Source organism: Nocardia sp. NPDC003183 (assembly GCF_053590715.1).
In genome coordinates this window covers 152,952-176,381 of the sequence record NZ_JBSFTG010000004.1, presented here as the reverse complement: position 1 = coordinate 176,381, position 23,430 = coordinate 152,952, and the positions used below count along the sequence as shown (strand labels likewise).

The window sequence follows — 23,430 nt, the reverse complement described above, 5'->3', positions numbered from 1 at the left end:
CCGTGATTCACCTGAAGGCAGGGCAGAACACTGCGCTGACCGCTGATTCCGTGCGCTTCACCGCGCAGACCACCGGCGCCGTCGAACTCGGGGCGCTGGTGGTCGGCGAGGATCTGCGGGTCCGCGACGTGCACGATCACGTGTGCGCGTCGCGGCCCTCGGCCTCCGGCGTGAGCTTCGCGGGGGCGGCGGTGGAGCTGACGCTGTCGCAGATCAGGTCCGACGCGCATGCTGTGCTGCTGTTCGTCACGGGCGGGCACGCGCTCGGTACGGTGACGGCGTCGCTGTACGAAAACGGTAGTCCCGCCGCGGAATTCGTCATCTCGCCGACCGCCGGTGAGAGTGCGCTGATCTGCCTCGAGGTGTATCGGCGCGGTGGTGGCTGGAAGTTGCGTGCGCTCGGTCAGGGGTACGCCGGCGGCTCGGCTCAGCTGCTCACCGCGCACGGCGTAACCCCTCCCGAGCCCGCCCCCGCGCAGGCCTGGCAGGCGGCGCCGCTCGCACCGCCGAGCGCTCCCACGGAGACGGTCGCGAGACCTGTTCCCGCATCGGGCATTCCGCTCGAAGTCGAGCACGGTCTGCAACGCATGTGGATGATCTTCGAAGACGCCGCTCGCTCGGCCGCCGCCCTGGTCTCGGCTCGCGACTACGCGACCAAACGCCTGGATCAGGAACTCTCCGAAGCGGTGTCGAATCCGGCGACCCGCAACACCCCCGCCGCCGACGCGGCCCGCGCGCAAGCGCAACGTCGCCACGACGACCTGGTTGCCCTCGCCGACGCCGATCATCGCCGCGACAGTGACCAACTCGGCCTCGAGATCGCCGAAGCCGACGCCGCCATGCCCGCCGCGCTGGCCTCCTGGCTCGCTCCCGCGTGGACCACCCGCGCCGCCCGCAGCGACGGCATCCGGCTCGGCGAGCTGTACGCGCTCGACCGCGGTGGCCTGCGGGTGCCGTATTGCGTTCCGGTGCCGCTGAACCGGCCGCTGTGGGTCGACACCGAATCCACCGCCGCGGCCGCGCGCGTGATCGGCGCCCTGGTGGCCCGGCTCGTCGCCGCGATCCCCGACAAGCCGACCAAGGTCGACCTGATCGACCTCACCGGCGGCCTGCGCACCTTGGCCGTCCCGCTCGCCCCGCTGTTGGCGGGCCCGGTGATCGCCGATCACGGCGACATCTCCGCCCGCCTCGCCGAGCTCGCCCACGCGGCCGAGCTGGCCGACATCGCCTACAACAGCGGACAAGCCGTACCCCCCACCGAACACCGCATCCTCGTCGCCGCCGACTTCCCCCACGGCTACCAGGGCAGCGACGTGGTGCGCCTGGGCCAACTGATGGTCCGCGGCGACCTGATCGGCCTGTCCCTGGTCATCGTCGGCAGCGGCGGCGGCGAATTCGGCGACGGCCCGGTAGATCTCCTCGCCCAGTCGTGCAGGCACCTCCCGACGATGCCCGGCACTCCCTTGTTCGACCCCTGGACCGGCAACGCCTGGGAGCTAGACCTCGACATGCTCCCCGCCGAACCCGAACTCCAGGCCCGCTACCTGCGGATGTAGACCCGCACCTCCGCCCGCTCGGATCAGTTCAGCACCGATATCGGTCGGGCGCTGATCGTGGCCAGTTTCGGGCGCAGGAATTCCGGGAGCCAGGGGAGTAGGGGGTCGAGGGCTCGGTCGAGGACCCCGCCCGCTGGGTCGTCGACGAAGTCGCGGCGGACCACGTCGTTCTGGGGGCGCAGGATCTCGTAGACGATCAGCGCGCACAGGCCGAGGACTGCCAGGTCGCGCAGGACGACGGTGCCGGTGAACCACTGTTCGGGCAGGCCCTTGTTGTCCTCGCCGAGGTAGTAGTACATGCGCGGCACCCAGACCAGTGCGTCGATCGTCATCCAGGCCAGCAGGATTCGGCGGTGTGGTAGCGCCAGTACGGCCAGCGGCACCAGCCAGAGCGAGTACTGCGGGCTCCACACCTTGTTGGTCAGCAGGAACGCCGCGACCACGAGGAAGCACAGCTGGGTCAGGCGCGGCCGTCGTGGCGCGGTGAGCGCCAGGTAGGCGATGCCCGCGCAGGCGGCGACGAAGGCCAGCAGCGAGACCGTGTTCAGGACGGTCGGGGGTACACCGTGTCCGATCGGCCCGTCGAAGCCGGTCCAGCCGGTGAACGAGGTGATCACGTTGTAGATCGAATCGGGGTCGGCGTGGCGAGTGGTGTTGAGCCGGAAGAACTCTCGCCAACCCTGCGGGTACAGCGCCGCGATCGGCAGATTCACGGCCGCCCAGGTGCCCACCGCGGCGATGACCGTGAGGGTTGCCGCGCCCAGTGGCCGCAATGCGAAAAGATGTGTCCTCGCGGGCGTTTCACGCAGCCAGGTGCGGGCGGAATCGAGACTGTCGACATCGCGCAACCGCAGCCCGGCCCGCGCGGCGGGCTGACGCTGCATCGGATCCACTCGCAGACACAGCACCACGATCGGCCCGAGTAGCAGCAGCGGATACAACTTCGCCGCCCCGCCCAGTCCGAGCAGGATGCCCGCGAGCACCGGCTTACGACGCGCCCACGCCAACAGCCCGGTAGCCGCGAAAGCCGTTGCCAGCGCATCGAAATTCGTGAACATGTGCACGATCACCAACGGCGACACCGCGATCAGCGCGGCATCCCACACCCGTCGCCCGGCTAATCGCGACGACGCCCAGACCGTGATCAGCCAGCCGACCGAAAGGCCGAGTGCGACCACGTTGAAATACACCACCACCGACATCGCGCCGGGCAACGGCAGGTGATCCCAGACGTTGCCGATCTGCATCGCCGCGTACTGGTACAGGCCCGACAGCACCGGATACTCCATGTATCTGGTCTCGGTGCCGCCGTCGGGCGTCGATTCGGTCCAGGACTTCTTGTACGGGAACGCGCCCTCGTTGAGCCGTTCGGCACCGTAGAGCGGAACGGTGTCGGAGTAGCACATGGCCACGTACTGGCGGCCGTTGTTCCAGTCCAGCATCAGACCGCCGTCGCCATCGCTGGTCTGCTGGATGCAGCCGGCCTTCGCCGACCAGCCCAGCGCCAGGAAGATCACCGTGAAGGCGAACATCACCCGCAGCGGCGTCCAGAACCGCACCCGCCCGATCAGCGCGTGATCGCCGACCGGGCCGCCGACCACGGTGGACAGCTGTGCGGTCAGCGAGTCGTTGCGGCTCGGCCGGTCGCGGGCATCGATCGAGCGGAGGTCGGGCGCCAGCCGGGCGGGCGCCACGTACCCCGCCTCGCGGCCCGGCCGGGTACCACTCGACGCCGGCTGGTCCGCGAGTTGCTGATCGGTCACGACATCCGAGGCTACCGGTGGTTACCGGGATCGGGTCGGCGTGGTTCCCGCGCCGCTGCTCTCGTTGTCGTTGCCGTTGGCGCCATTACCCGGTCTGTTCGACCCGCCGTTGCCGTTTCCGGGGGTCGCGGGCGCGCCGTCCGGCCCCGCCGTCGGCTGGCCGGGCAGCGGGCCCGCACCGGTCTCGGGCGTGGACTGCGACTGCGGCACCGCGGGCTGCTGCTGCACCCCGGGCACCGGAATCCGGATGCCGGGCAGGATCTCGACCTGCGAGGGCACGATCACCGGCGGCACGATCGCGGGCGCGGTGGTCGACGGCGCGGTGTAGGGCGCCGACCATTCCGGCACACCGGCCTGGCCCTTGATCGGGGCGGGCTTGGGGAACGACTCGTTCGACGTGCCCGACAGCGCGCCGTCCATCGTCGCCTTCCAGATGTCGGAAGGCAGACCGGAACCGTAGATGCTGCCGCCGCCGTAGTTCTTGAGCGCGTCGCCCTGCTCGGTACCGACCCACACCGCGGTCGACAGCGACGGGGTGTAGCCGACCATCCAGGCGTCCCGGTTGTTGCCGGTGTCGCCGAGCTGGTGGGTGCCGGTCTTGGCGGCGGATTCGCGGCCGCCGGCCAGGTTGTGGTTGCGCGAGTAGGCCGCGATCGGCTTCATCGCCGCGGTGACGTTGTCGGCCACGGCCGCGCTGATCCGCTGCTCACCGGCGGGCTCGCCACGATCGAGCAGCACCTCACCCTTGGCGGTGACGACCTTCTGCACGAAATGCGGTGCGTGGTAGACGCCCGAGGCCGCGAAGGTGGCGTACGCCGAGGCCATGTCGAGCGGGCGCGACTGGTACTGGCCGAGCACGATGCCGTTGTTGGGGCCGACGCCGCCGGGCTCGGTCAGCGTGGCGCCGACGCCGGGCAGTTCCGTCGCGATACCGAGCTTGTGGCCCATATCGGCGATCTTCTGCGGACCGTTCTGCATGTCCAGCTGCATGCGGTAGAAGCTGGTGTTCAGCGAACGCTTGAGCGCCTCGGCGATGGTGCACATGCCACAGCCCTCACCCTCGACGTTGCCGATCTTGATGCCGTTGACGGTGATCGGCGAGCTGTCGTAGAGCTGCGAAAGCGGGACGCCCTGTTCGAGATTCGCGGCCAGACCGATCGCCTTGAACGAGGAGCCCGTCGGCAGACCGGCATTGGCGAAGTCGTAGCCCTGCCCGTCGTTGCCGCCGTAGTAGGCGCGCACCGCACCGGTGCGCGGGTCGACGGAGACCACCGCGGTGCGCAGGTTCTCCGGCTCACCGTCGAGCTTGCCCTGTGCGGCCTTGATCGCGGCGTCCTGCGCCTTCTGATCGATCGTGGTGGTGATCTGCAAGCCCTCGGTGTTCAGCTGCTGCTCGCTGATGCCCGCGGTCGAGAGCTCCTGGAGCACCTGGTTCTTCACCAGACCGTTCGGGCCCTCGTCGTTGTTCTTGTCGCCGAGCGAAGCCAGCGACACCACCTGTGGGTACTGCATCCCCTGACGTTCCGTCGCGGGCAGGTTGTTCTCCGCGACCATGCCGTCGAGCACGTAGCTCCAGCGGGTCTTGGCGCCCTCGGGGTTCTTCTCCGGATCCAGCATCGAGGGCAGCTGGATGGTCGCGGCCAGGACAGCGCCCTCGGCCACGGTCAGCTCCTGCACCGGCTTGCCGAAGTAGGCCTTGGACGCGGCGTCGATGCCGTACGCGCCACGACCGAAGTAGATGGTGTTCAGGTAGGCGGCGAGGATGTCTTCCTTGCTCCACTGCCGCGCCATCTTGGCCGAGATCACCAGCTCGTGCATCTTGCGCGTCATCGACCGCTCGTCACCGACCAGCGCGTTCTTCACGTACTGCTGGGTGATCGTGGAACCACCACCGGCGCTTTCCTTGCCGAGGACGTTGTCGCGGGCGGCGCGGGCGAAGCCCGAGACCGAGAAGCCGGGGTTGGTGTAGAAGTCGCGGTCCTCGGCGGCGATCACGGCATTGCGCACGTGCGGCGGGATCTGATCGATCGAGACCTCGGTGCGGTTGCCCTGCGGCGGGACCACTTTGCTGATCTCGGTGGAGCCGTCGCTGGCGAAGATCGTCGCCACCTGGTTGGTCTCGAGATCGCCCGGCTTGGGCACCGACACCGCCGTGTAGGCGACCAGGAACACCGCGCTCGGCACGACGATGGCCAGGGCCATCAGGACATAGAGTGTCCGGCGCACGATCCGCCACGGCGATTTCTTCACCGCACCATCACTACCGGAGCCGTCGTCGCCCCCGCCACCGTCGCGGCGGTTGCGCGGACCGGTCGGCGGCGGGGTGCCGCCCACGCCGACGGCGCGACGTTCACCGGTGGTGGGACCACCCGGCGTGGTGGCTCGACGTTCACCGGTGGTGGGCCCACCGGGGCGCCGGCCAGCGCCGGCCCGGGTGGCCGCGGCGGCACCGCCCGCGCGAGCCGTCCTGGCTACGTCGTCGTTCGCGCCGCGCACGGTCCGCCCCGGCTGATTCGCCCGCACGGTCGACTCGTCGGGGCTGCCGGGACGCGGCAACTTCTGTGTGGCGCCCGCCGCGGGCGGCGCGGCGCGGCCCGGCTGCGGGGGCCTCCCCTGCGGCGGCCTGCCCTGACCGGGCACACCCTGCGGAGGCGGTCCGCCCTGCGGACCACCGGGACGCTGGGGCGGCTGACCCGGCCGACGCGGCGGCATCCCACCGGGCGGCGGCCCCTGCTGACGGTTCGGCGGCGGTCCCTGCGGACCACGTCCACCAGGCACCGGGCCGCCACCCTGCGGGCGCCCGCCCTGCGCGGGAGCGCCGGGCGCACCCTGCGGGCGCGGACCGGTGGGCGGCATCGGCCGACGCGGCGGGGGACCACCGGGCCGATCACCCGACTGCGGGGGGAGACCTGATTGCGCACCCCGAGCCGGACGGCCGCCGCGCGGATCATCGCCGTGGGGGGAGGACTCGTAGGGCGAACTCACTGACCAGATCTCCATAACTTGTAAGGTTCGGGCACACGACATCCGCGCCGGAGTACCGGCGCGGAGAGGGTGCACCCCGAACAGTGGCGCATCACGCGGTGGCCACCATCACTTGTTCGGGCCGCCCGTCACTGCGCAGCCGCGTCGCTCCACACGCCATCATTCGGCAGCAGAGCGCCGGGCTCGCGAACTCGTCCGTCGCCGGGCGGGGGCGGGCGCCGTGCCGAGCACGTACGACTGCACCAGGTGGTTCCAGCTGCACGAGCGACAGACCTCGACGACATGCACCGAGAATTCTTCGTTCGACTCGGCCATCCGAATCAGTTCCTCGGGCGTCCGCGCCGACCCGGCCGCTTGGCCGAGCCCATCGCCGAACACCCACGAAACCAACGTCAGCTGCTCTTTCCGGCAGATCGGGCAGGTCGCCTCACTACCCCGGCCGTGAAACTTCGCGGCCCGGAGCAGATACGGATTCGCGTCGCACACCTCGGCGACGCCGACCCGCCCCGCGTAGACATCGGCCAGCAGCGACCGGCGCCGGAGCGCATAGTCCACCACCTGCCGCTGAATTCGCACGATCACCAGAGTAGCGGGGTTCGGATACGCGTGCCCACGGCATCGTTTGATCCGATCTCCCGGACTGAACTCCCGATACCGGGGTTCATCCGGGTGTCTTCGCAGGTGAGGTGACCCACGGCCATGGCTGAATCCGGGCGGCGACGGGCAGCCGTCGATTCGGTGCTGCGCGCACGTGACATCGATCGCGCACAGGCGTCGACCGTGCTTGACGCGGCCTACGCCGAGGGGCCACTCGGCGCGCAGGAGACCACGACCGCGTCGCGTCAGGAGCACCGCCCGCACCGTCGGTGACCTCGCCCGCCTCACCGCCGACCTGCAATCACCTGCGGTTTTCGGCGAGAATCCGCCCTCCCGGCGCCCGCGTCGCCGGGCTCGCGCCGAGTACCCGGCCCACACGAGAGCCAGATCGAGCGACCGCACCGCGACGATCGAAGCGCTCGACACCGCCCGCGCCGACGGCCAACTCGACGCCGACGAACACGCCGCAATGGCCGAATTGGCCACAGAAGCACGAACATTGGGTGATTTGTCCACTTTGGTGGCAGAACTCCACCAGCGCCCCGACCTCGGTATCGGGTTCGCGCCGGGCGCGGAGGCGGATGCCGAGCCCCTGATTCCTGTCTCCGCGCTGACCTGCGTCGATGACGCATGCGTCACATTCGACTGTGCGTAGATGTATCGCTCCGATATAGTTGGAAGTCGCATCCACGGTTAGGTCTGTTCGGCCTTTCAGGTCGACATAGTCAGGGAGTGAGGTCGGCAGTGCTCGAATTGGCGATTCTCGGCCTGCTCCTCGACGCGCCCATGCACGGTTACGAGCTGCGCAAGCGGTTGACGGGCCTGCTCGGAGCGTTCCGGGCCTTCTCCTACGGTTCGCTCTACCCGACGCTGCGCAGAATGCAGGCCGACGGGTTGATCGCCGAGGAGCTTCCGGACGGCGCGCTCGCGCGCCGTGCGCGCCGCGTCTACCGGCTCACGCCGGTCGGCCGGGAACGGTTCTCCGAACTCCTTGCCGACACCGGTCCGCAGAACTACACCGATGACGGCTTCGGCGTTCACCTTGCCTTCTTCAGCCGCACTCCCGCCGAGGCGAGAATGCGGATTCTGGAGGGCAGACGTCGTCAGGTCGAGGAGCGCCGAGAGGGTCTGCGGGAAGCGATCAAGAAGGCCAGCGGGTCACTGGATCGCTACACCAAGCAGCTCCACCAGCTCGGATTGGAATCAAGCGAGCGCGAAGTGCGCTGGCTCAACGAGTTGATTGCGGCGGAGCAATCGACGAAGGCGGCACCACAGAAAGAGGGAAAGAGCGGCCATGAGTGATGTCAACAAGGTTGGATCCGGCGAAGTTCGCGTCGCGATCGTCGGTGTGGGCAACTGCGCATCGTCGCTGGTGCAGGGCGTGCAGTACTACAAGGATGCCGACGAGAACCAGGTCGTTCCCGGCCTCATGCACGTCAAGTTCGGTAGCTACCACGTCCGTGACGTGAAGTTCGTGGCCGCGTTCGATGTCGACGCCAAGAAGGTCGGCTTCGACCTGGCCGAGGCCATCTTCGCCAGCGAGAACAACACCATCAAGATCTCCGACGTGCCGCCGACCGACGTGACGGTCCTGCGTGGCCCGACCCTCGACGGCATCGGCAAGTACTACGCGCAGACCATCGAGCAGTCCGAGGCGCCCGCGGTCGACGTGGTCAAGGCGCTCAAAGACGCCGAGGTCGACGTGCTGGTCTCGTACCTGCCCGTCGGCTCCGAAGAGGCCGACAAGTTCTACGCGCAGTGCGCGATCGACGCGAACGTCGCCTTCGTCAACGCACTGCCGGTCTTCATCGCCTCCGACCCGGTCTGGGCGCAGAAGTTCGTCGACGCCGGTGTCCCGATCGTCGGCGACGACATCAAGTCGCAGGTCGGCGCGACCATCACCCACCGCGTGATGGCCAAGCTGTTCGAAGACCGCGGCGTGGTGCTCGATCGCACCTACCAGCTCAATGTCGGCGGCAACATGGACTTCAAGAACATGCTCGAGCGTGAGCGTCTGGAGTCGAAGAAGGTCTCCAAGACCCAGGCCGTCACCTCGAACCTCACCGGGGCGCTCGCGGGCAAGGTCCACGACCGCAACGTCCACATCGGTCCCTCGGACTACGTGGAGTGGCTCGACGACCGCAAGTGGGCCTACGTGCGCCTCGAGGGTCGTGCGTTCGGCGATGCTCCGCTGAACCTGGAGTACAAGCTCGAGGTGTGGGACTCGCCGAACTCGGCGGGCATCATCATCGACGCTGTCCGCGCGGCGAAGATCGCCAAGGACCGCGGCATCGGCGGACCCGTCATCCCGGCCTCGGCCTACCTGATGAAGTCCCCGCCGGTGCAGATCGCCGACGATGTGGCGCGCACTCAGCTCGAGGCGTTCATCATCGGTGCCGATTAGTCACTGAACGACAAGAGCCGGTGCGCACGAACTCTCGTGCACACCGGCTCTTGTCGTCTTCAGTCCAGGGAGACGTACACCTCGACCGAGGTCGGACCGGTGTAGCGCTCCAGCTCGGCCGTGTGCGAGCGGGTGATGGTGCCGGCGTTCTCGGCCTTGATCACCTGCGCCCACGCGGTGCGCAGCAGATCGTAGGGCTTGTCCGCGACCACGAACTTGGCGTAGCGACCCGCGGGAATGCGGGTGAGCACGTCGCCTTCGTCGATGTCGTCCAAGCCGCCGACCTCGTAGCCGAGCACGGCCACCGCATGATCGTTCTGACCGATATAGGCGGCCGCGCGAGGCACCGTCTTCTCCCGCGACAGGTACCGATCCCAGGTGAAGTTCACCAGGTCGAGATCGCGCGCGGTCACTTCACGCCCGGCCAACGGCACGGTGAGACCCGCGATCAAACCGTCGGCGAGGGTGACGATTTCGAAATCCACGGCCATCAGCTGTCCTTCTCCTCGGTCAGCGACACGAAGATCTCGACCGTGCGTTCGTCGGGATACTGCTCGCAATCGCCGGTATAGGCACGCACGAATTCACCTGCGGCCTCCGCGTCCCACACCTGGCGCCAGAGCCCGACGATGGTGTCGCCGAGGTTGTCGCCGCTGGCCACGAATCGCGCGTAGCGGCCGGCCGGAATCCGGCCGAGCACGTCGCCTACCTCCAGGTCGGCGAGAGTCTTGCACTCGTAGCCGACGATGTGGGTGAGGTAGGAATTGATCTCCGGCGCGAAATCGACATACCCCGTCGCGACCGGTCCCGGTAACGTTCTCGCCCGCAGGTTCGCCCACGCCTCGACCACTTTGGCGCGGCGCGGCCCCTCGACGGCGAGCGCCGGACTGCGAAGCACCGTGCCCGCGATCAGCGTCTCGGGACGGTCAACGACATTGAAATCCACCTGCGTAGCCCCTATGTCTAGTGTCGTCGCATGTCGGTACCGACCGCACATCCTCCCGTATCGGTCCGACAGGTTCCGCGCCGGGATCATTCGACCCCTGGTCGGGCGGTTCGCGCTCTGGGCAACGATGTTGCCATGTCCTCAGGGTAGTCGGGTCCGGCTGCGCCAACTCGTGATCTATCGCGGCCCTTCGCCGCCGAGTCCGGGGAACAGCTCACCGGGGACGACGGGCGTCGGTGCGGGCGGGATGATGATCAGCGGCGGCGGCGCGGGGCGCGGTGAGTTCGTCGGCGGACCGAAGATGTCGAAGCCGCCGCCCGGTGTCGGCGCCGGTCCGGTGCCCGGCGATGGCACCAGCGGCGGGCTCGGCACCGGCTGCACTTCGAACTGTTCGACCGGCGTTCCGGCCAGCGCGGCGTCCATCGACTGCTTCCAGATGTCGGCGGGCAGCCCTGAACCCCAGACGGCCCCACCGCGACCGGTGCGCAGCGGCTGGGGGTGCTCGGTGCCCACCCACACCGCGGTGGACAGGGAGGGCGTGTACCCCACCATCCACGCGTCCTTGTTGTCCTTGGTCTCGCCGAGCTGGGTGGTTCCGGTCTTGCTCGCCGACTGTCTGCCGTCGGCGAGGCCGTGGCCGTTGGAGTAGTTGGCGATCGGCAGCATCGCGGCGGTGGTGGCATCGGCGATCGCCGGGGTGATCCGCTGTTCGGGCTCCGAATGTCGCTTGCCTGTCGCGGTTTCCCAGCTGCGGTCGAGCAGCACCCGCCCGTCCCCGGTGCTCACCTTCTGCACGAAGTACGGCTGGTGATAGACCCCCGAGGCAGCCAGCGTCGCGTACGCCGACGCCATGTCGATGGGTCGCACCAGGTACTGGCCGAGCACGATCCCGTTGAGCGGGTATCCGTCCGGCTCCGACAGGCTCATGCCCTCGACGCCGGGAATGTACTCGGGGATGCCGGCCAGGTGCGCGGCCTCGGCGATCGAGCGCGGGCCGTCGGCCATCGTCATGGTGAGCCGGTAGAAGCTGGTGTTCAGCGAGCGTTTGAGCGCCTCGGCGAGCGAGCAGCGTCCGCACGAGTCACCCTCGACGTTGGTGATCTCGGTACCGCGGTCGGTGATGGGCGAGCTGTCCATCGCCCGCGTCACCGGGATGCCTTGCCGCTGGGCGGCGACGAGCGCGAAAACCTTGAACGCGGAACCGGTTTGGAGCGGCGCCTGCGCGAAATCGAACCCGGTCCCGTCCTCGCCGCCGTAGTAGGCCCGCACGGCCCCGCTGCGCGGATCGATCGACACCACGGCCGAGCGCAGCTCCGGTGGTTGCCACGACAGCCGCTCACGCACCGAATCGACCGCGCCTGCCTGGGCCGCGGCGTCGATGGTGGTGGTGATCTGCAGTGCGCCCGTGTTGATGTCGGCGTCGTCGAGGCCCGCGGCCCGCAGTTCGCGCAGCACCTGGGTGCGGATATGGCCTTCCGGTCCGAGCGCAGCCGACTCCGCGGGCACGTCGTCGAGCGGGATGATCGGCGGGAACACCGTCGCGTCCCGGTCGCCGGGCGCGAGCGCTTTCATCTCGACCATCCCGTCGAGCACGTACTGCCAGCGCGCCCGCAGCTGATCGAGATGGTTCTCCGGGTCCAGCACCGAGGGCGAGCGGATCACCGCCGCCAAGACGGCCCCCTCCGCGAGCGTCAGGTCCGGCACCGGCTTGTCGAAATAGGCCTTCGCCGCGGACGCGATCCCGTACGCCCCGCGCCCGAAGTAGATGGTGTTGAGGTAGGCGGACAGGATCTCGTCCTTGCTCCACTGCCGCGCCATCTTGGCCGCGATGATCAACTCCCGCATCTTGCGGGTGACGGTGCGCTCGGAGCTCAGGAAGGCGTTCTTCACGTACTGCTGGGTGATCGTCGAGCCGCCGCCCGCGTTGTCCTGACCCGTCACATTGTCGCGAGCGGCGCGCAGGAAGCCGCTCGTCGAGTAACCGGCGTTCGTATAGAAGGTGCGGTCTTCGGCCGCCAGCACGGCGTCCCGCACCGGGAACGGCACATCGGTGAGCGGGATGGGAATCCGATTGCCCTGTGGCGGAATGAATTTGGTCAGCACGGTGGTGCCGTCGGCAGCGAGGACGGTCGCGGGCTGTTCGACCGCGACCTCCGCCGGTTCGGGGATCTCCGAACTCCAGTACACCGCGACGAACAGCAGCGCGGGCACACACACGAAGATCACGAAGAGCGCGAGCAGCAACCGCCGGATGCGCTGACCCCTGGTGCGTGGCTTGCGTTCCGGGGGCGGGTCGCCGGACCCGTCGGTGGCGGCCAGTCGGGCGGCCTGTGCCCGTCGCGCCGCGCCCTTGGCCGGCTTCTGCTCTTTCGCCAGCGGATCGCGGAACCCGGCAATCGAGGTATACGGAACGTCCCCATCGGAACGCCCGCGCCCGCGCTGGGAGGCCACACCATCTCCTTTCGGAGCGAGCAGAAGAACTCACCTGCACCGACGTCGATATCGGTGCAGGCGACTCTACCCGGCGTGGGCGGCAGAACCCGGCAGGTCAGCTCTTGACGCCGCCCGCGGTGAGACCGGAGATGATGCGACGCTGGAAAATCAGCACCATGATCACCAGCGGCACGGTGACGATCACGCCCGCCGCCATGATGGCCGCATACGGCTGCACCAGCGGGTCGTTGCCCGAGAAGCTCGCGATGGCGACCGTCACCGGCTTGGTGTCGTCGCCCGAGAGCAACCGGGCCAGCAGGTACTCGTTGATCGAGGCGATGAACGCCAGGATCGCGGTGGTGAACACCGCGGGCGCGGCCAGCGGCAGCATGATCAACCGGAAGGCCTGGAACTTGCTCGCGCCGTCGATGCGCGCGGCCTCTTCGAGCTCCCACGGCAGTTCGGCGAAGAACGAGGCCAGGATGTAGACCGTCATCGGCAGCACGAAGGAGATGTTCGGGATGATCATCGCCTGGTACTGGCCGATCCAGCCGATATCGGTGAACAGCTGGAACAGCGGCGTCACCAGCACGACGGCCGGGAACATCGACGCCGACAGGATCAGTCCCGAGACCAGGTACTTGCCCGCGAAGGCCATCCGGGCCAGCGCGTAGGCCGCGAGCACACCGAGGATCAGCGCCACGGCGGTGGTCGCCGATCCGATGATCACACTGTTGAGCAGTGCCTTGCCGAAGTTGTTGCCGCGGCTGGTGTCGAAGGCGTTGCGGAAGTTCTCCAGCGTCACGTGGGTGGGCCACGGGGTGCTGTCGAAGGTGTGGGCCGGGTCGCGGAACGCCACCACGGCCATCCAGTAGAACGGGCCGAGGCCCCACACCAGCACGATGGCGACACCGAGATAGAGCCGCACCGTGCCGATCCGCTTGCGCCACGACACCGGCTGCACCGGCAGCGTCTTCGATTCCGCGACAGGTTCTTTCGTCATCGACATGCTCATCAGTTCGCCTTCCGCTGGTCTTCTTGCGTGCGAACAGCGTTGGCGCCCAGCACCTTCACCAGGATGAACGCGATCGCGAAGACGAGCAGGAAGGTGATCACCGACAGTGCCGCGGCGCTGTTGGGCCCTTGGCGCACCTGCTCGACCACCAGGATCGACAGCGTGTTCGTCGCCGGGTTGCCCAGCGTCATGATCGCGGGCAGGTCGTAGATGCGCAGCGTGTCCATGGTGCGGAACAGGACCGCGACCAGCAGCGCGGGCTTGAGCAACGGCAGCGTGATGTGGACGAACCGCTGCCAGGCAGTCGCGCCGTCGACTTTGGCCGCCTCGTACACGTCGGCCGGAATCACTTGCAGCCCAGCCAGAATCAGCAGGGCCATGAACGGCGTCGTCTTCCACACATCGGCCGCGACCACCGCGAACCGCGACGCCCACATGTCCGAGGTCCACAGGATGTGCGTGCCGAGCACCCGGTTCACCACGCCGTCGTACTGGAACATGAACTCCCACAGTCGCGCTGTGACCGCGGTGGGAATCGCCCACGGGATCAGCACGGCGGCGCGCAACAGCGCCCGGCCGCGGAAGGTCTTGCCCATCACCATGGCCATGCCGAGCCCGAGCAGGGCCTCGATCGACACCATCACCACGGTGAAGAACAGGGTGATCCCGACCGCCGACCAGAACTGCGAGCCGAGCGTGCCGGTGGGGCACGACACCGTGCCGTTCAGCGACCCACACTGCTGCAACAGCCAATGCGTGTAGTTGCTGAATCCGGCGCTGCCGCCCTCGACGAACATCCCGGTGGCCGGGTCGATGCCGGAGTCCTTCGAGAAGGACATCCAGATCGCCTCGACCACCGGATATCCGATGACCACGGCCAGCGCGACAAGCACGGGCGCGACGAACAGCCACGCCTTGCCGGATTGTCGCAGTTGCAGCGCTAGCCCGCGCTGCTTGGCTCCCGAAGGATCCGACACCGTTACTACTCTCCTACGGTCTGGTCGGGTCCGCTGCGCGTACCGCTACGAACCGGCGGTCTCGATGCCCTTTTGCATGCCGGCGACCGCGTCGTCGACGGACTTCGTGCCGTTGAGGGCAGCATAGGCGTTGTCCTGGATGGCCTTCGACACCGCGGGATAGAACGGGGTCACCGGACGCGGCACGGCGCTGGCGATGGATTCCTTCAGCGTGGGCAGGTACGGCATCTTCGCGATCAGGGCCGGGTCGTCGTAGAGCGAGGAGCGCACCGAGGGCAGCGAGCCCGAGGCGATGATCTGCTGCGCCTCTTCGCTGATCAGGTAGCGAACGAAGTCGGCGGCGGTGGCCTTGTTCTTGGAGAACGCGCTGATTGCGGCGTTGTAGCCGCCGAGGGTGGAGGCGCCGACGCCGGTGTTGCCCGGCAGCGGGGCGACGCCGAACTTGTCCTTCACCGCGGAGCCCTCGGCGGAGGCCTGGGCGAAGAGGTAGGGCCAGTTGCGCAGGAACAGCAGCTTGCCCGACTCGAACGCGCTGGCGCTCTCGCCTTCCTTGAAGGTGATGGCTTCCTTGGGGATGTCACCGTTCTTGTAGGCGTCGACGAGGACCTTCAGGCCCGCCTTCGACTCCGGGCTGTTCACGGTGGGGGTCTTGCCGTCGGCGCCGACGAAGCTGCCGCCGAAGGCGTTGATGACCTCGGAGGTGTTCACGGTCAGGCCCTCGTAGGGGGCGAGCTGACCGGCGTAGCAGCCGATGTTGTTGTCGCGGGCCACCTGGCACTGGCCGAGCATCTCGGTCCAGGTCTTGGGCGGGTTGGGCACCAGGTCCTTGCGGTAGTACAGCAGACCGCCGTTGGTGTTCTTCGGCGCCGCGTACAGCTTGCCGTTGTAGGTGGCGCTGGCCACGGTCGGCGCGAGCAGCGGCGCGGTGTCGATCGCGAAGCTGTCCTCGAGCGGCTGGATCCAGCCCTTGGCCGCGAATTCGGCGGTGTTCGGCACGTCGAGGGCGACCACGTCGTAGCCGTCCTGCTTGGCGCGGAAGTGCTCGGCTAGGTCGTCGTGCTGCTGGGTGCCGTCGGCCGACTGCTCCTTGAACGTCACCTGCTCGTTCGGGTGCGCGGCGTTCCAGCGGTCGATGAGCTGCTTGACCACACCGGTTTCGGTGGTGTCCTTGCCCTCGACGTAGGTGATCGGGCCGCGGCCCGTCAGGTTCTGGTCGAGTGCGTTGCCCCCGTCGTCACTGGAACAACCGCTGGCGAACGTCGCGGTGAGCAACGCGATCGAGGCAGCAGCCATCGTCGCTCTGGGGACAAACTTCAAGGCCATCGCAGACACTCCAGGGTCAAGACGTGAGCAGCAGCACACCGTGCGGTGCAACAGGCAACATACAGGATTCTCGGCGGCGCGGGCGCCGCGTGTTCTCGGCCTGGGAGGCCTCGATCTTCCCTTCCTACGGGCACTCCGTCGTCGCACCCTTCGGTCGGTCCGGATCGAGGCTGCCGAGAACGGGCCACAGACTTGCACAGTTTTTCTGTCAGTGTGGTGGCTTAGGGTCATTGCTTGTGACAAGTCCCTCGCCGGCCGCTACGCCCGATCGGATGCTCACCCGCATCGGCGGTTTGCTGCGCAAGGCCGAGTCCACCGACAACGCCCACGAGGCCGAGGCCTTCCTCGCCGCGGCGCAGCGACTGGCGACGAAATCCTCGATCGATCTCGCTGTGGCGCGCTCACATGTGGCCTCGCGCGAGCGCAGGTCGGCGCCGGTGCAGCGGATCATCCCGATCGGCGAACCGGGCCGAAAGGGTCTGCGTACCTATGTCCAGCTGTTCGTGGCGATCGCTACGGCCAACGACGTTCGCTGCGATGTCGCCCGTACTTCCGCCCAGGTCTACGCCTACGGTTTCGCCGCCGACATCGACACCTGCGAAGCGCTCTACGCGAGTCTGCTCATCCAGATGGTCCGCGCGTCGGACCACTACATCAAATCCGGCGCCTACCGCGAGGCGACAGTGGTCAAGGTCGTCACCGAGAAGCGTCTCGGCCGTTCTGTCCGCCGCAAGGTGGAGGCACCGGTCGCGGGCGTTACCGCGCGGCTCAACTTCCAGATGGCCTTCGCCGCCCGCATCGGTGCGCGGTTGGCCGAGGTGAAAGCCGAAGTCGTCGCCGAGGAATCGGTGTCCGAATCGACGGGGACCGCCCTGGCATTGCGGGACAAAGAAGTAGCCCTCACGGACTTCTACACGGCCACCTCCGAGGCGCGCGGAACCTGGCGTGGGCCGCAGACCTCCACCGGGCACTCCGCCGCGGCTCGTCGCGCGGGCGACCGAGCGGGCCGTACCGCCCGCCTCGGCACCTCACCGGAACTGCCTGCCGCACGCGGAAAGCTGTCGGGCCGATGAGCTCGACCGGGCTGTCGGCATTCCGCCGGGCCGTCGGCGGCCCGCTCGGCGGTGCGTTCCCGGTGGGGAGCGGCGGGCAGGGCTGTGGCGCCGGGTAGTTCGCCACGGCCGCCGCGCGACAGCCAGCGTGCCAAGGTCTATGACGGTGAGCAGTTGGTGCGTGGGGTATTCGATCGTGCCGACGAGTTCGGCCACCGGACGGTCGAGGTCTACGGTTCGCAACTGACGTTGCCGGTGGAGCGCCGCTTCGCCTCCGTGGAGTCGGTACAGAGCTACGCGGACAAGGTGCTGGCACTGAATTGGGTTCGCGCGCACTGGGAGCGAGCCGCGGTATCGATCAGGGTCCGGGCCCGGGGTGGTGCCGCGGCCGCTCACTACGAGCCGGAGAGCGCCGTCCTCGCCGTCCCGCTGCACACCGGCTCCACCGCATGGGCGCTTCGCGAACTGGTGGTCCTGCATGAACTCGCCCACCACCTGGCGCCCGATTCGGCGCAGGCACCACACGGACCCGAATTCTGTAGCCGCTATATCGAATTGGTGGACGGTGTGATCGGCCCGGAGGCCGCATTGCTGATCCGGGCCACTTTCGCCGGATGCGGTGTTCGGTTCGGCTAGGGATTTGCTCGCTCAGCGGTCCTCGAGCAAGGCGCTGACTCGCTCGTAGCGTCGCAGCCACCAGTCGGCACGGTCGGGATCGGGGTGTCGGTATTTGTCCAGCAATGTGGGGTCGGGCTCCGGTGGCGAGGCCGGGACCGGCAACCATCCGTCGACCGGCAGCAACGACGCTGTGACGAGATCGCCTTCGAACAGTGCGAGAGTGCCCAATCCACAGGCGAATTCGAGCTCGGGCAGCGCGCCCGCCAACGCCAGCTGTGCCGACAGGCCGACGCTGGTCTCGAGCGCCGACGAGACGACGGTCGGCAGCCCGGCCGCCCCGGCGACCGCCAATGCCCGCCGGACCCCACCCAGCGGCGTGCACTTGAGTACCGCCACGTCAGCGGCGCCGGCCACCGCCACCCGCATCGGGTCCTCGGCCCGGCGAATCGACTCGTCGGCCGCGATCGGCACCGAAACCCGCCGACGCACCTCGGCCAATTCCGCCACGGTTCGGCACGGCTGTTCTACGTATTCCAAACCCCCGGCGGCTTTGTCGATCTCTCCGATATGGCGGACGGCGGTTTCCACGTCCCACACCGCGTTCGCGTCGATCCGAACGGCCCCGGATTCCCCGATCGCTTCGCGCACCGCGGCCACCCGAGCCACATCCTCGCTCAGCGAGTCGGGGTGATCCGCCACTTTCACTTTCGCGGTCGCGCAACCGGATTCCCGAACAATTCGGCGGGCTCGGGTGGGATCCACCGCGGGCACAGTGCAATTCACCGGAATCCGATCACGCACCGGGGCCGGCCACCCCACTGTCACCTGTTCGACGGCCGTAGCCAACCACCCGGCCGCTTCGCGATCGTCGTATTCGGGAAACGGGCAGAACTCGCCCCACCCCAATTCGCCCCGGATCAACATCCCCTCGCGCACAGTGATCCCCCGAAACCGTGTCCGCAACGGAATCGCATAAACAAACAGTTCGGTGCTCACCCGACCGATCGTAGATCTCGCTACGCGGGTCGAGACGAACGGCGGCGCTCACGGTGAGCGCCGCCGTCCGGTGTCACAGGCGTTCGATGATGGTGGCGTTGGCCAGGCCACCCGCTTCGCACATGGTCTGCAGCCCATAGCGCGCTCCACGCTGCTGCATCGCGTGGACCAGCGTGGTCATCAATCGCGCCCCGGAAGCGCCCAGCGGATGCCCGAGCGCGATCGCCCCACCGTGCACGTTGACCCGGCTCATGTCCACCCCGGTCTCTTTCGCCCACGCCAGCACGACCGGCGAGAATGCCTCGTTGATCTCGAACAGGTCGATGTCGCCGATGTCCAGACCAGCCCGGCGCAGCACCTTCTCGGTGGCCGGAATGACCGCGGTGAGCATCAGCAACGGGTCGTCGCCCGCGACCGAGAAGCTGTGCAGGCGGGCCAGCGGCCGCAGGCCGAGCTGCTCGGCGCGTTCGCCGGACATGATCAGAACGGCGGAACTCCCGTCGCTGACCTGGCTGGCGGAGGCGGCGGTGATCTCCCAGCCGATCTGCGGGAACCGCGTCGCCATCGCGGGGTCGTAGTAGGCGGGCTTCAGTTTCGCGAGGGTGTCGATGGTGCTGCCGACCCGGATTCCCTCATCCGTGGTCAGCCCGTTGATCGGTGCGAGTTCCGCGGTGAAGAGTCCGTCTTTGGTTGCCCGAGCGGCCTTTTCATGACTGCCGAGAGCGAATTCGTCGAGCTGGGTTCGCGTCAGACCCCATTTCGCGGCGATGAGTTCGGCGCTGATTCCCTGTGGGACGAGGTCCTCGGGATAACGCTGCGAGAAGGCGATGCCCGACAGGTCGGTGGCGCCGACCAGGTTGGCGCCCATGGGAACTCGCCCCATCGATTCCACGCCGGCGGCGACCACGATGTCGTACGCGCCCGCGATAACCCCCTGTGCGGCAAAGTGAATCGCCTGCTGACTGCTGCCGCACTGCCGGTCCACTGTCGTGGCGGGCACGGATTCCGGATATCCGGCGGTCAGCGCGGCCCGCCGGGTCATATTCGATCCCTGCTCCCCGACCTGGGTGACGATGCCGCCGATCACATCGTCGATGAGCGCCGGATCGATCCCGCTGCGCTCGACCACCGCCCGCAGGCTGTGGGCCAGCAGATCGACCGGATGAACGTCGTGAAGTGCGCCGTTCGGCTTGCCCCGCCCGATCGGGGTGCGTACCGCTTCGACAATGACCGCGTCTCGCATGGAAGTCCTCTTTCGCCAACGCTGGCTCTATCTGACAATAGCCAGCTTAGATCCTAACTATCGTCGACTCAAGTCAGATTGGCTATGATGTCTCTCATGGCAGCCGTGATGGAAGGACCCCTGGCCGATCTCAGTAAATGGGAAACGGCGGGCTGTTCGATCGCCAGAGCCATGGACCTCATCGGCACCCGCTCCGCGATGCTCATCCTGCGCGAGGCCTACTACGGCACCCGCCGCTTCGACGGCTTCGCCCACCGAGTGGGCATCACCGACGCCGCCGCGGCAGCCCAACTCCGCAAACTCACCGCCGCCGGCCTCCTGGAAAAACGCCCCTACCAGGAGGAAGGCAAGCGCACCCGGCACGAATACGCCCTCACCCAGATGGGCCGGGACCTGCTCCCCGCGGTCGTGGCCCTCTGGCAATGGGGCGACGCCTACCTCCAGCCGGGCCCCCCACCCCTGCTGCGGGTCGACGCGGAAACCGGCGAACCGGTCCGCGTCGACCTGCGCACCTCCGACGGCACCGAGATCCCCCTGGAACGCCTGGCGGTCCGAGTCAACGAGGACTACCTCCGCGACCGCGCCGAACGCCGAAGGAAGAACCCGGACAGCTAGGCGCTGAACACGCCGATCGTCACGTCCTCCGTGCCGAGGGTCTGGAACAAGCTGACCCACAGCAGGACGACCGGTTCGGTGCTGCGGGCCGTGTTGAGCGCGCCGAGGTCGATCAGCTGTTCGTCGGCCCAGCCGAAGGAGTTCAGCAGCCGCGCCACCTGCGACTTGGCATCGGCGTCGTCACCGCTGAGAAAGATGGTGTGCTGTCCGGGAATTCGGGCCGGGTCGACCATCACCTGGTTGTTGGTGGTGTTGAGCGTCTTCACCACGCGGGTGGCCGGAAAGGCCCGCTGGATTTCCTCGGCGACGCTGCCCGCCTCGGGGACAACGAGTTTCGGCGGAAAGCCCTGTGAGAAGTCGAGTGCGTTGGAGACGTCGACGATGATCTTGCCCGCGAGATTGTCCGACCCGGCCGCGGTGAGCGCCGCTACCGACACCGTGCCCGATGTCGCATTCACGATCAGTTCGGCCGCTGCCGCCGCCTCGGCGAAAGTGCCGTGCGCCCCGCCGGTTTCGGCTGCCCACGCGGTGGCGTCGGCATTGTCGGCGGTCCGCGACCCCATCGTCACCGTGTGCCCGACCTCGACCAGCTTGCTCGCCAGCCGTCGACCGACCTGGCCGGTGCCGAGTACTGCTATGCGCATGTCACTACCCCATGTCGACAAAACCGCCCGGCGATCACCGGGTCCGAGCATCAGCATAGGGCCGCACCGGAATCGAGCCGAGCGTCTACGCGCACAGCGCAATCGTGCGCGGGCGACTCGAGCCACGAGCCGCCCGCGCATCCGAATCAGCGCAGGCGCTTGCCGTCCACGCTGAAGAAGTACACGTGTTCGGGGTCGGTGGTCAGGCAGAGGCGATCGCCCTTGGACGGCGGGTTGCGCCAATCCACGCGCGCCACAATCGTTTCCCCGGTCTGCCCGCCGGCGCCCGCCGAGAGGGCGCGACCGTAGACGTAGGCGTCGGAGCCCAGCTCCTCCACGACGTCGACCTCCAATTCGAGGCCGCCGTCGCCGACCTCGAGATGTTCGGGGCGGATGCCGAGGACCACGGAGCCCTCTCCCGCGTCGGCCACCGCGCGCGGCACCCGTACCGGGTAGCCACCGATGGTGACGGCCCCGTCGGTGACGGGGAGGGTGAACAGGTTCATCGCGGGCGAACCCATGAACCCGGCGACGAACATGTTCGCCGGATCGCGGTAGAGGTCGCGCGGCGAGGCGCACTGCTGGAGCAGGCCGTCCTTGAGGACCGCCACCCGGTCGCCCATCGTCATCGCCTCGACCTGGTCGTGCGTGACGTAGACGGTGGTGGTGCCGAGCCGGCGCTGCAACTGGGCGATCTGGGTACGGGTCTGCACGCGCAGCTTCGCGTCGAGGTTCGACAGCGGCTCGTCCATCAGGAACACCCGCGGCTGCCGCACGATCGCGCGCCCCATCGCCACGCGCTGCCGCTGTCCGCCTGAGAGTGCCTTCGGCTTACGGTCGAGGTACTGCTCGAGGTCGAGGAGCTTGGCTGCCTCGAGCACCCGCTCGTCGCGCTCGGCCTTGGACACCTTGGCCAGCTTCAGCGCGAAGCCCATGTTCTCCGCGACCGACATGTGTGGGTAGAGCGCGTAGTTCTGGAACACCATCGCGATATCGCGATCCTTGGGTTCGGCGTTGGTCACGTCTTTGTCGCCGATCCGGATGCACCCGGAGTTGACCTCTTCGAGGCCGGCCAGCATGCGCAGCGAGGTCGATTTGCCACACCCGGAGGGTCCGACGAGTACGAGGAATTCGCCGTCGGCGATCTCCAGGTCGAGTGCGTCGACCGCGGGTTTGGTGGCACCGGCGTAGAGCCGGGTAGCGCGGTCGAAAGTGACGGTAGCCATGCGTAGATCAACATCCCATCCCGGCAGGAACGTGCCGGACGATCCGAGTAGTGGGTCGCTGGGATCGTAGCGGCCCACAACGGTGCCGGGTAGCCTCGGTCGCGGTGCCAACCCGAGCCATCGAGGAGCCAGCGAGATGAGTCGTCCGGTCCGTATCGGAGTCCAGCTTCAACCGCAGCACGCGCCCGATTACGGTCTGATCCGCGACGCGGTGTTGCGGGCCGAGGACGCCGGAGTCGACATTGTCTTCAACTGGGATCACTTCTTCCCGCTCACCGGCGACCCGGCGGGCGCGCATTTCGAATGCTGGACGATGCTCGGCGCGTGGGCGGAGCAGACCGAGCGGGTCGAGCTCGGCGCGCTGGTCACCGGCGGCGGCTACCGCAATCCCGACCTGCTCGCGGATATGGCGCGCACGGTGGACAACATCAGCGGCGGCAGGCTGATCCTCGGCATCGGCGCGGGCTGGTTCGAGCGTGACTACGACGAGTACGGCTACGAGTTCGGTACGCCGGGCAGCAGGCTGACCTTGTTGAAGGAGAGCATGGCGCGCATCACCGCCAGGCTCGGGAAGCTGAACCCGCCGCCGGTCCGCGACATCCCGATCCTGATCGGCGGCGGTGGTGAGCGCAAGACGCTGCGCCTGGTCGCCGAGTACGCCGACATCTGGCACTCCTTCGCCGACGTGGCGACTCTCGGCCACAAGAACAAAGTGCTGGCCGAGCACGCGGCCGTCGTCGGTACCGACGAGTCGCGGATCGAGCGTTCGGTGCAGTGGCAGGGTCGCGACGAGGCGAAGGCGCTGCACGATGCGGGCGTCACCCTGTTCACCGTGGGTGTTTCCGGCCCCGGCTACGACCTCACCGAAGTCCGGCGCGCCATCGAATGGCGTGACGAGACGAACCCGGCCGTCCTGGAGGGCCTCGCGTAGTTTCGATCACGCTGCGGCGAACCCGCTTCCGGGCCTCGACCGGCTGTCGCCGTGGATCGACACCGTGAGCCGCAGCGCTGCGTAACCTTCGCTGTGCAAGGTTGCG

22 protein-coding genes are annotated in these 23,430 nt (G+C 68.0%); 9 read left to right on the top strand and 13 right to left on the bottom strand.

What is annotated here, in order from left to right:
• Positions 1 to 2: 2 nt before the first annotated feature.
• Positions 3 to 1,556 (top strand): TerD family protein, encoded by a 1,554-nt coding sequence (locus tag ACWDXS_RS16745; protein WP_449966544.1) that lies wholly within the window; start codon positions 3 to 5, stop codon positions 1,554 to 1,556.
• A 23-nt stretch (positions 1,557 to 1,579) separates the two neighbouring features.
• On the opposite strand, the gene ACWDXS_RS16740 is transcribed toward ACWDXS_RS16745, so the two are convergent.
• From ACWDXS_RS16740 to ACWDXS_RS16730, 3 genes are all read right to left on the bottom strand, one after another.
• A complete protein-coding gene (locus ACWDXS_RS16740; protein ID WP_449966541.1) occupies positions 1,580 to 3,319 on the bottom strand; it encodes a glycosyltransferase family 87 protein in 1,740 nt (579 codons plus the stop codon).
• A gap of 21 nt (positions 3,320 to 3,340) precedes the next feature.
• Positions 3,341 to 5,521 (bottom strand): transglycosylase domain-containing protein, encoded by a 2,181-nt coding sequence (locus ACWDXS_RS16735; RefSeq protein ID WP_449967011.1) that lies wholly within the window; start codon positions 5,519 to 5,521, stop codon positions 3,341 to 3,343.
• A gap of 942 nt (positions 5,522 to 6,463) precedes the next feature.
• Positions 6,464 to 6,880 carry a DUF5318 domain-containing protein gene (locus ACWDXS_RS16730; protein ID WP_170112103.1) on the bottom strand — a complete coding sequence of 139 codons (417 nt, stop codon included), beginning with the start codon at positions 6,878 to 6,880 and terminating at the stop codon, positions 6,464 to 6,466.
• Between the two features lie 123 nt (positions 6,881 to 7,003).
• On the opposite strand from ACWDXS_RS16730, the gene ACWDXS_RS16725 reads away from it, so the two are divergent.
• The 4 genes from ACWDXS_RS16725 (at position 7,004) to ACWDXS_RS16710 (ending at position 9,305) form a co-directional block, all read left to right on the top strand.
• Positions 7,004 to 7,174: a hypothetical protein gene (locus ACWDXS_RS16725; RefSeq protein WP_449967035.1), complete on the top strand. Its 171-nt coding sequence runs from the start codon at positions 7,004 to 7,006 to the stop codon at positions 7,172 to 7,174.
• A gap of 22 nt (positions 7,175 to 7,196) precedes the next feature.
• Positions 7,197 to 7,556 carry a DUF1707 SHOCT-like domain-containing protein gene (locus ACWDXS_RS16720; protein WP_449967008.1) on the top strand — a complete coding sequence of 120 codons (360 nt, stop codon included), beginning with the start codon at positions 7,197 to 7,199 and terminating at the stop codon, positions 7,554 to 7,556.
• A gap of 89 nt (positions 7,557 to 7,645) precedes the next feature.
• On the top strand, positions 7,646 to 8,203 hold the full coding sequence (locus ACWDXS_RS16715; protein WP_056823890.1) for a PadR family transcriptional regulator: 558 nt from the start codon (positions 7,646 to 7,648) through the stop codon (positions 8,201 to 8,203).
• On the top strand, positions 8,196 to 9,305 hold the full coding sequence (locus ACWDXS_RS16710; RefSeq protein ID WP_378989260.1) for an inositol-3-phosphate synthase: 1,110 nt from the start codon (positions 8,196 to 8,198) through the stop codon (positions 9,303 to 9,305). Before ACWDXS_RS16715 ends, ACWDXS_RS16710 begins: the two co-directional genes overlap by 8 nt.
• 59 nt (positions 9,306 to 9,364) lie before the next feature.
• On the opposite strand, the gene ACWDXS_RS16705 is transcribed toward ACWDXS_RS16710, so the two are convergent.
• The 6 genes from ACWDXS_RS16705 to ACWDXS_RS16680 all read right to left on the bottom strand — a co-directional run bounded on the left by ACWDXS_RS16705 (position 9,365) and on the right by ACWDXS_RS16680 (position 15,999).
• Positions 9,365 to 9,796, bottom strand: coding sequence for a GyrI-like domain-containing protein (locus ACWDXS_RS16705; protein ID WP_378989259.1), 432 nt, complete (start codon positions 9,794 to 9,796; stop codon positions 9,365 to 9,367).
• Positions 9,796 to 10,251 carry a GyrI-like domain-containing protein gene (locus ACWDXS_RS16700; RefSeq protein WP_358066940.1) on the bottom strand — a complete coding sequence of 152 codons (456 nt, stop codon included), beginning with the start codon at positions 10,249 to 10,251 and terminating at the stop codon, positions 9,796 to 9,798. Before ACWDXS_RS16700 ends, ACWDXS_RS16705 begins: the two co-directional genes overlap by 1 nt.
• Positions 10,252 to 10,428: 177 nt before the next feature.
• Positions 10,429 to 12,702: a transglycosylase domain-containing protein gene (locus ACWDXS_RS16695; RefSeq protein WP_378989258.1), complete on the bottom strand. Its 2,274-nt coding sequence runs from the start codon at positions 12,700 to 12,702 to the stop codon at positions 10,429 to 10,431.
• 97 nt (positions 12,703 to 12,799) lie between these two features.
• A complete protein-coding gene (locus ACWDXS_RS16690; protein WP_378989257.1) occupies positions 12,800 to 13,687 on the bottom strand; it encodes a carbohydrate ABC transporter permease in 888 nt (295 codons plus the stop codon).
• 11 nt (positions 13,688 to 13,698) lie between these two features.
• A complete protein-coding gene (locus ACWDXS_RS16685) occupies positions 13,699 to 14,676 on the bottom strand; it encodes a carbohydrate ABC transporter permease (RefSeq protein ID WP_449966534.1) in 978 nt (325 codons plus the stop codon).
• 45 nt (positions 14,677 to 14,721) lie between these two features.
• Complete coding sequence (locus tag ACWDXS_RS16680) at positions 14,722 to 15,999, bottom strand: ABC transporter substrate-binding protein (protein ID WP_056823877.1); 1,278 nt, start codon at positions 15,997 to 15,999, stop codon at positions 14,722 to 14,724.
• 272 nt (positions 16,000 to 16,271) lie between these two features.
• On the opposite strand from ACWDXS_RS16680, the gene ACWDXS_RS16675 reads away from it, so the two are divergent.
• A complete protein-coding gene (locus ACWDXS_RS16675) occupies positions 16,272 to 17,072 on the top strand; it encodes a DUF2786 domain-containing protein (protein WP_378989538.1) in 801 nt (266 codons plus the stop codon).
• A gap of 84 nt (positions 17,073 to 17,156) precedes the next feature.
• Entirely contained in the window at positions 17,157 to 17,687 is a 531-nt protein-coding gene (locus ACWDXS_RS16670) for a TIGR04338 family metallohydrolase (RefSeq protein ID WP_449966530.1), read from the top strand.
• A gap of 12 nt (positions 17,688 to 17,699) precedes the next feature.
• Here the strand turns inward: ACWDXS_RS16670 and ACWDXS_RS16665 are convergent, their stop codons facing one another.
• Together ACWDXS_RS16665 and ACWDXS_RS16660 are read right to left on the bottom strand one after the other, a co-directional pair.
• On the bottom strand, positions 17,700 to 18,665 hold the full coding sequence (locus tag ACWDXS_RS16665; protein ID WP_378989254.1) for an o-succinylbenzoate synthase: 966 nt from the start codon (positions 18,663 to 18,665) through the stop codon (positions 17,700 to 17,702).
• Positions 18,666 to 18,738: 73 nt separating this feature from the next.
• Positions 18,739 to 19,908 carry a thiolase family protein gene (locus tag ACWDXS_RS16660; protein ID WP_449966526.1) on the bottom strand — a complete coding sequence of 390 codons (1,170 nt, stop codon included), beginning with the start codon at positions 19,906 to 19,908 and terminating at the stop codon, positions 18,739 to 18,741.
• Between the two features lie 84 nt (positions 19,909 to 19,992).
• Here ACWDXS_RS16660 and ACWDXS_RS16655 point away from each other — a divergent pair, with 84 nt between their 5' ends.
• Positions 19,993 to 20,523, top strand: a complete 531-nt coding sequence (locus tag ACWDXS_RS16655; protein ID WP_378989252.1) for a winged helix-turn-helix transcriptional regulator — start codon at positions 19,993 to 19,995, stop codon at positions 20,521 to 20,523.
• Here ACWDXS_RS16655 and ACWDXS_RS16650 read toward each other — a convergent pair.
• Positions 20,520 to 21,167: an NADPH-dependent F420 reductase gene (locus ACWDXS_RS16650; protein WP_449966523.1), complete on the bottom strand. Its 648-nt coding sequence runs from the start codon at positions 21,165 to 21,167 to the stop codon at positions 20,520 to 20,522. The two genes, ACWDXS_RS16655 and ACWDXS_RS16650, sit on opposite strands and share 4 nt — an antisense overlap.
• Before the next feature lie 146 nt (positions 21,168 to 21,313).
• Positions 21,314 to 22,393 carry an ABC transporter ATP-binding protein gene (locus ACWDXS_RS16645; RefSeq protein ID WP_449966520.1) on the bottom strand — a complete coding sequence of 360 codons (1,080 nt, stop codon included), beginning with the start codon at positions 22,391 to 22,393 and terminating at the stop codon, positions 21,314 to 21,316.
• A 136-nt stretch (positions 22,394 to 22,529) separates the two neighbouring features.
• Here ACWDXS_RS16645 and ACWDXS_RS16640 point away from each other — a divergent pair, with 136 nt between their 5' ends.
• Positions 22,530 to 23,324 carry an LLM class F420-dependent oxidoreductase gene (locus ACWDXS_RS16640; protein WP_387446101.1) on the top strand — a complete coding sequence of 265 codons (795 nt, stop codon included), beginning with the start codon at positions 22,530 to 22,532 and terminating at the stop codon, positions 23,322 to 23,324.
• Positions 23,325 to 23,430 lie beyond the last annotated feature (106 nt).

Coding starts and splice junctions, on each gene's coding strand:
- ACWDXS_RS16710 (WP_378989260.1), top strand. CDS start 8,196: ATGAGTGATGTCAACAAGGTTGGATCCGGCGAAGTTCGCGTCGCGATC.
- ACWDXS_RS16640 (WP_387446101.1), top strand. CDS start 22,530: ATGAGTCGTCCGGTCCGTATCGGAGTCCAGCTTCAACCGCAGCACGCG.
- ACWDXS_RS16725 (WP_449967035.1), top strand. CDS start 7,004: ATGGCTGAATCCGGGCGGCGACGGGCAGCCGTCGATTCGGTGCTGCGC.
- ACWDXS_RS16680 (WP_056823877.1), bottom strand. CDS start 15,999: ATGGCCTTGAAGTTTGTCCCCAGAGCGACGATGGCTGCTGCCTCGATC.
- ACWDXS_RS16645 (WP_449966520.1), bottom strand. CDS start 22,393: ATGGCTACCGTCACTTTCGACCGCGCTACCCGGCTCTACGCCGGTGCC.
- ACWDXS_RS16675 (WP_378989538.1), top strand. CDS start 16,272: ATGCTCACCCGCATCGGCGGTTTGCTGCGCAAGGCCGAGTCCACCGAC.
- ACWDXS_RS16650 (WP_449966523.1), bottom strand. CDS start 21,167: ATGCGCATAGCAGTACTCGGCACCGGCCAGGTCGGTCGACGGCTGGCG.
- ACWDXS_RS16705 (WP_378989259.1), bottom strand. CDS start 9,796: ATGGCCGTGGATTTCGAAATCGTCACCCTCGCCGACGGTTTGATCGCG.
- ACWDXS_RS16660 (WP_449966526.1), bottom strand. CDS start 19,908: ATGCGAGACGCGGTCATTGTCGAAGCGGTACGCACCCCGATCGGGCGG.
- ACWDXS_RS16735 (WP_449967011.1), bottom strand. CDS start 5,521: ATGGCCCTGGCCATCGTCGTGCCGAGCGCGGTGTTCCTGGTCGCCTAC.
- ACWDXS_RS16655 (WP_378989252.1), top strand. CDS start 19,993: ATGATGTCTCTCATGGCAGCCGTGATGGAAGGACCCCTGGCCGATCTC.
- ACWDXS_RS16690 (WP_378989257.1), bottom strand. CDS start 13,687: ATGACGAAAGAACCTGTCGCGGAATCGAAGACGCTGCCGGTGCAGCCG.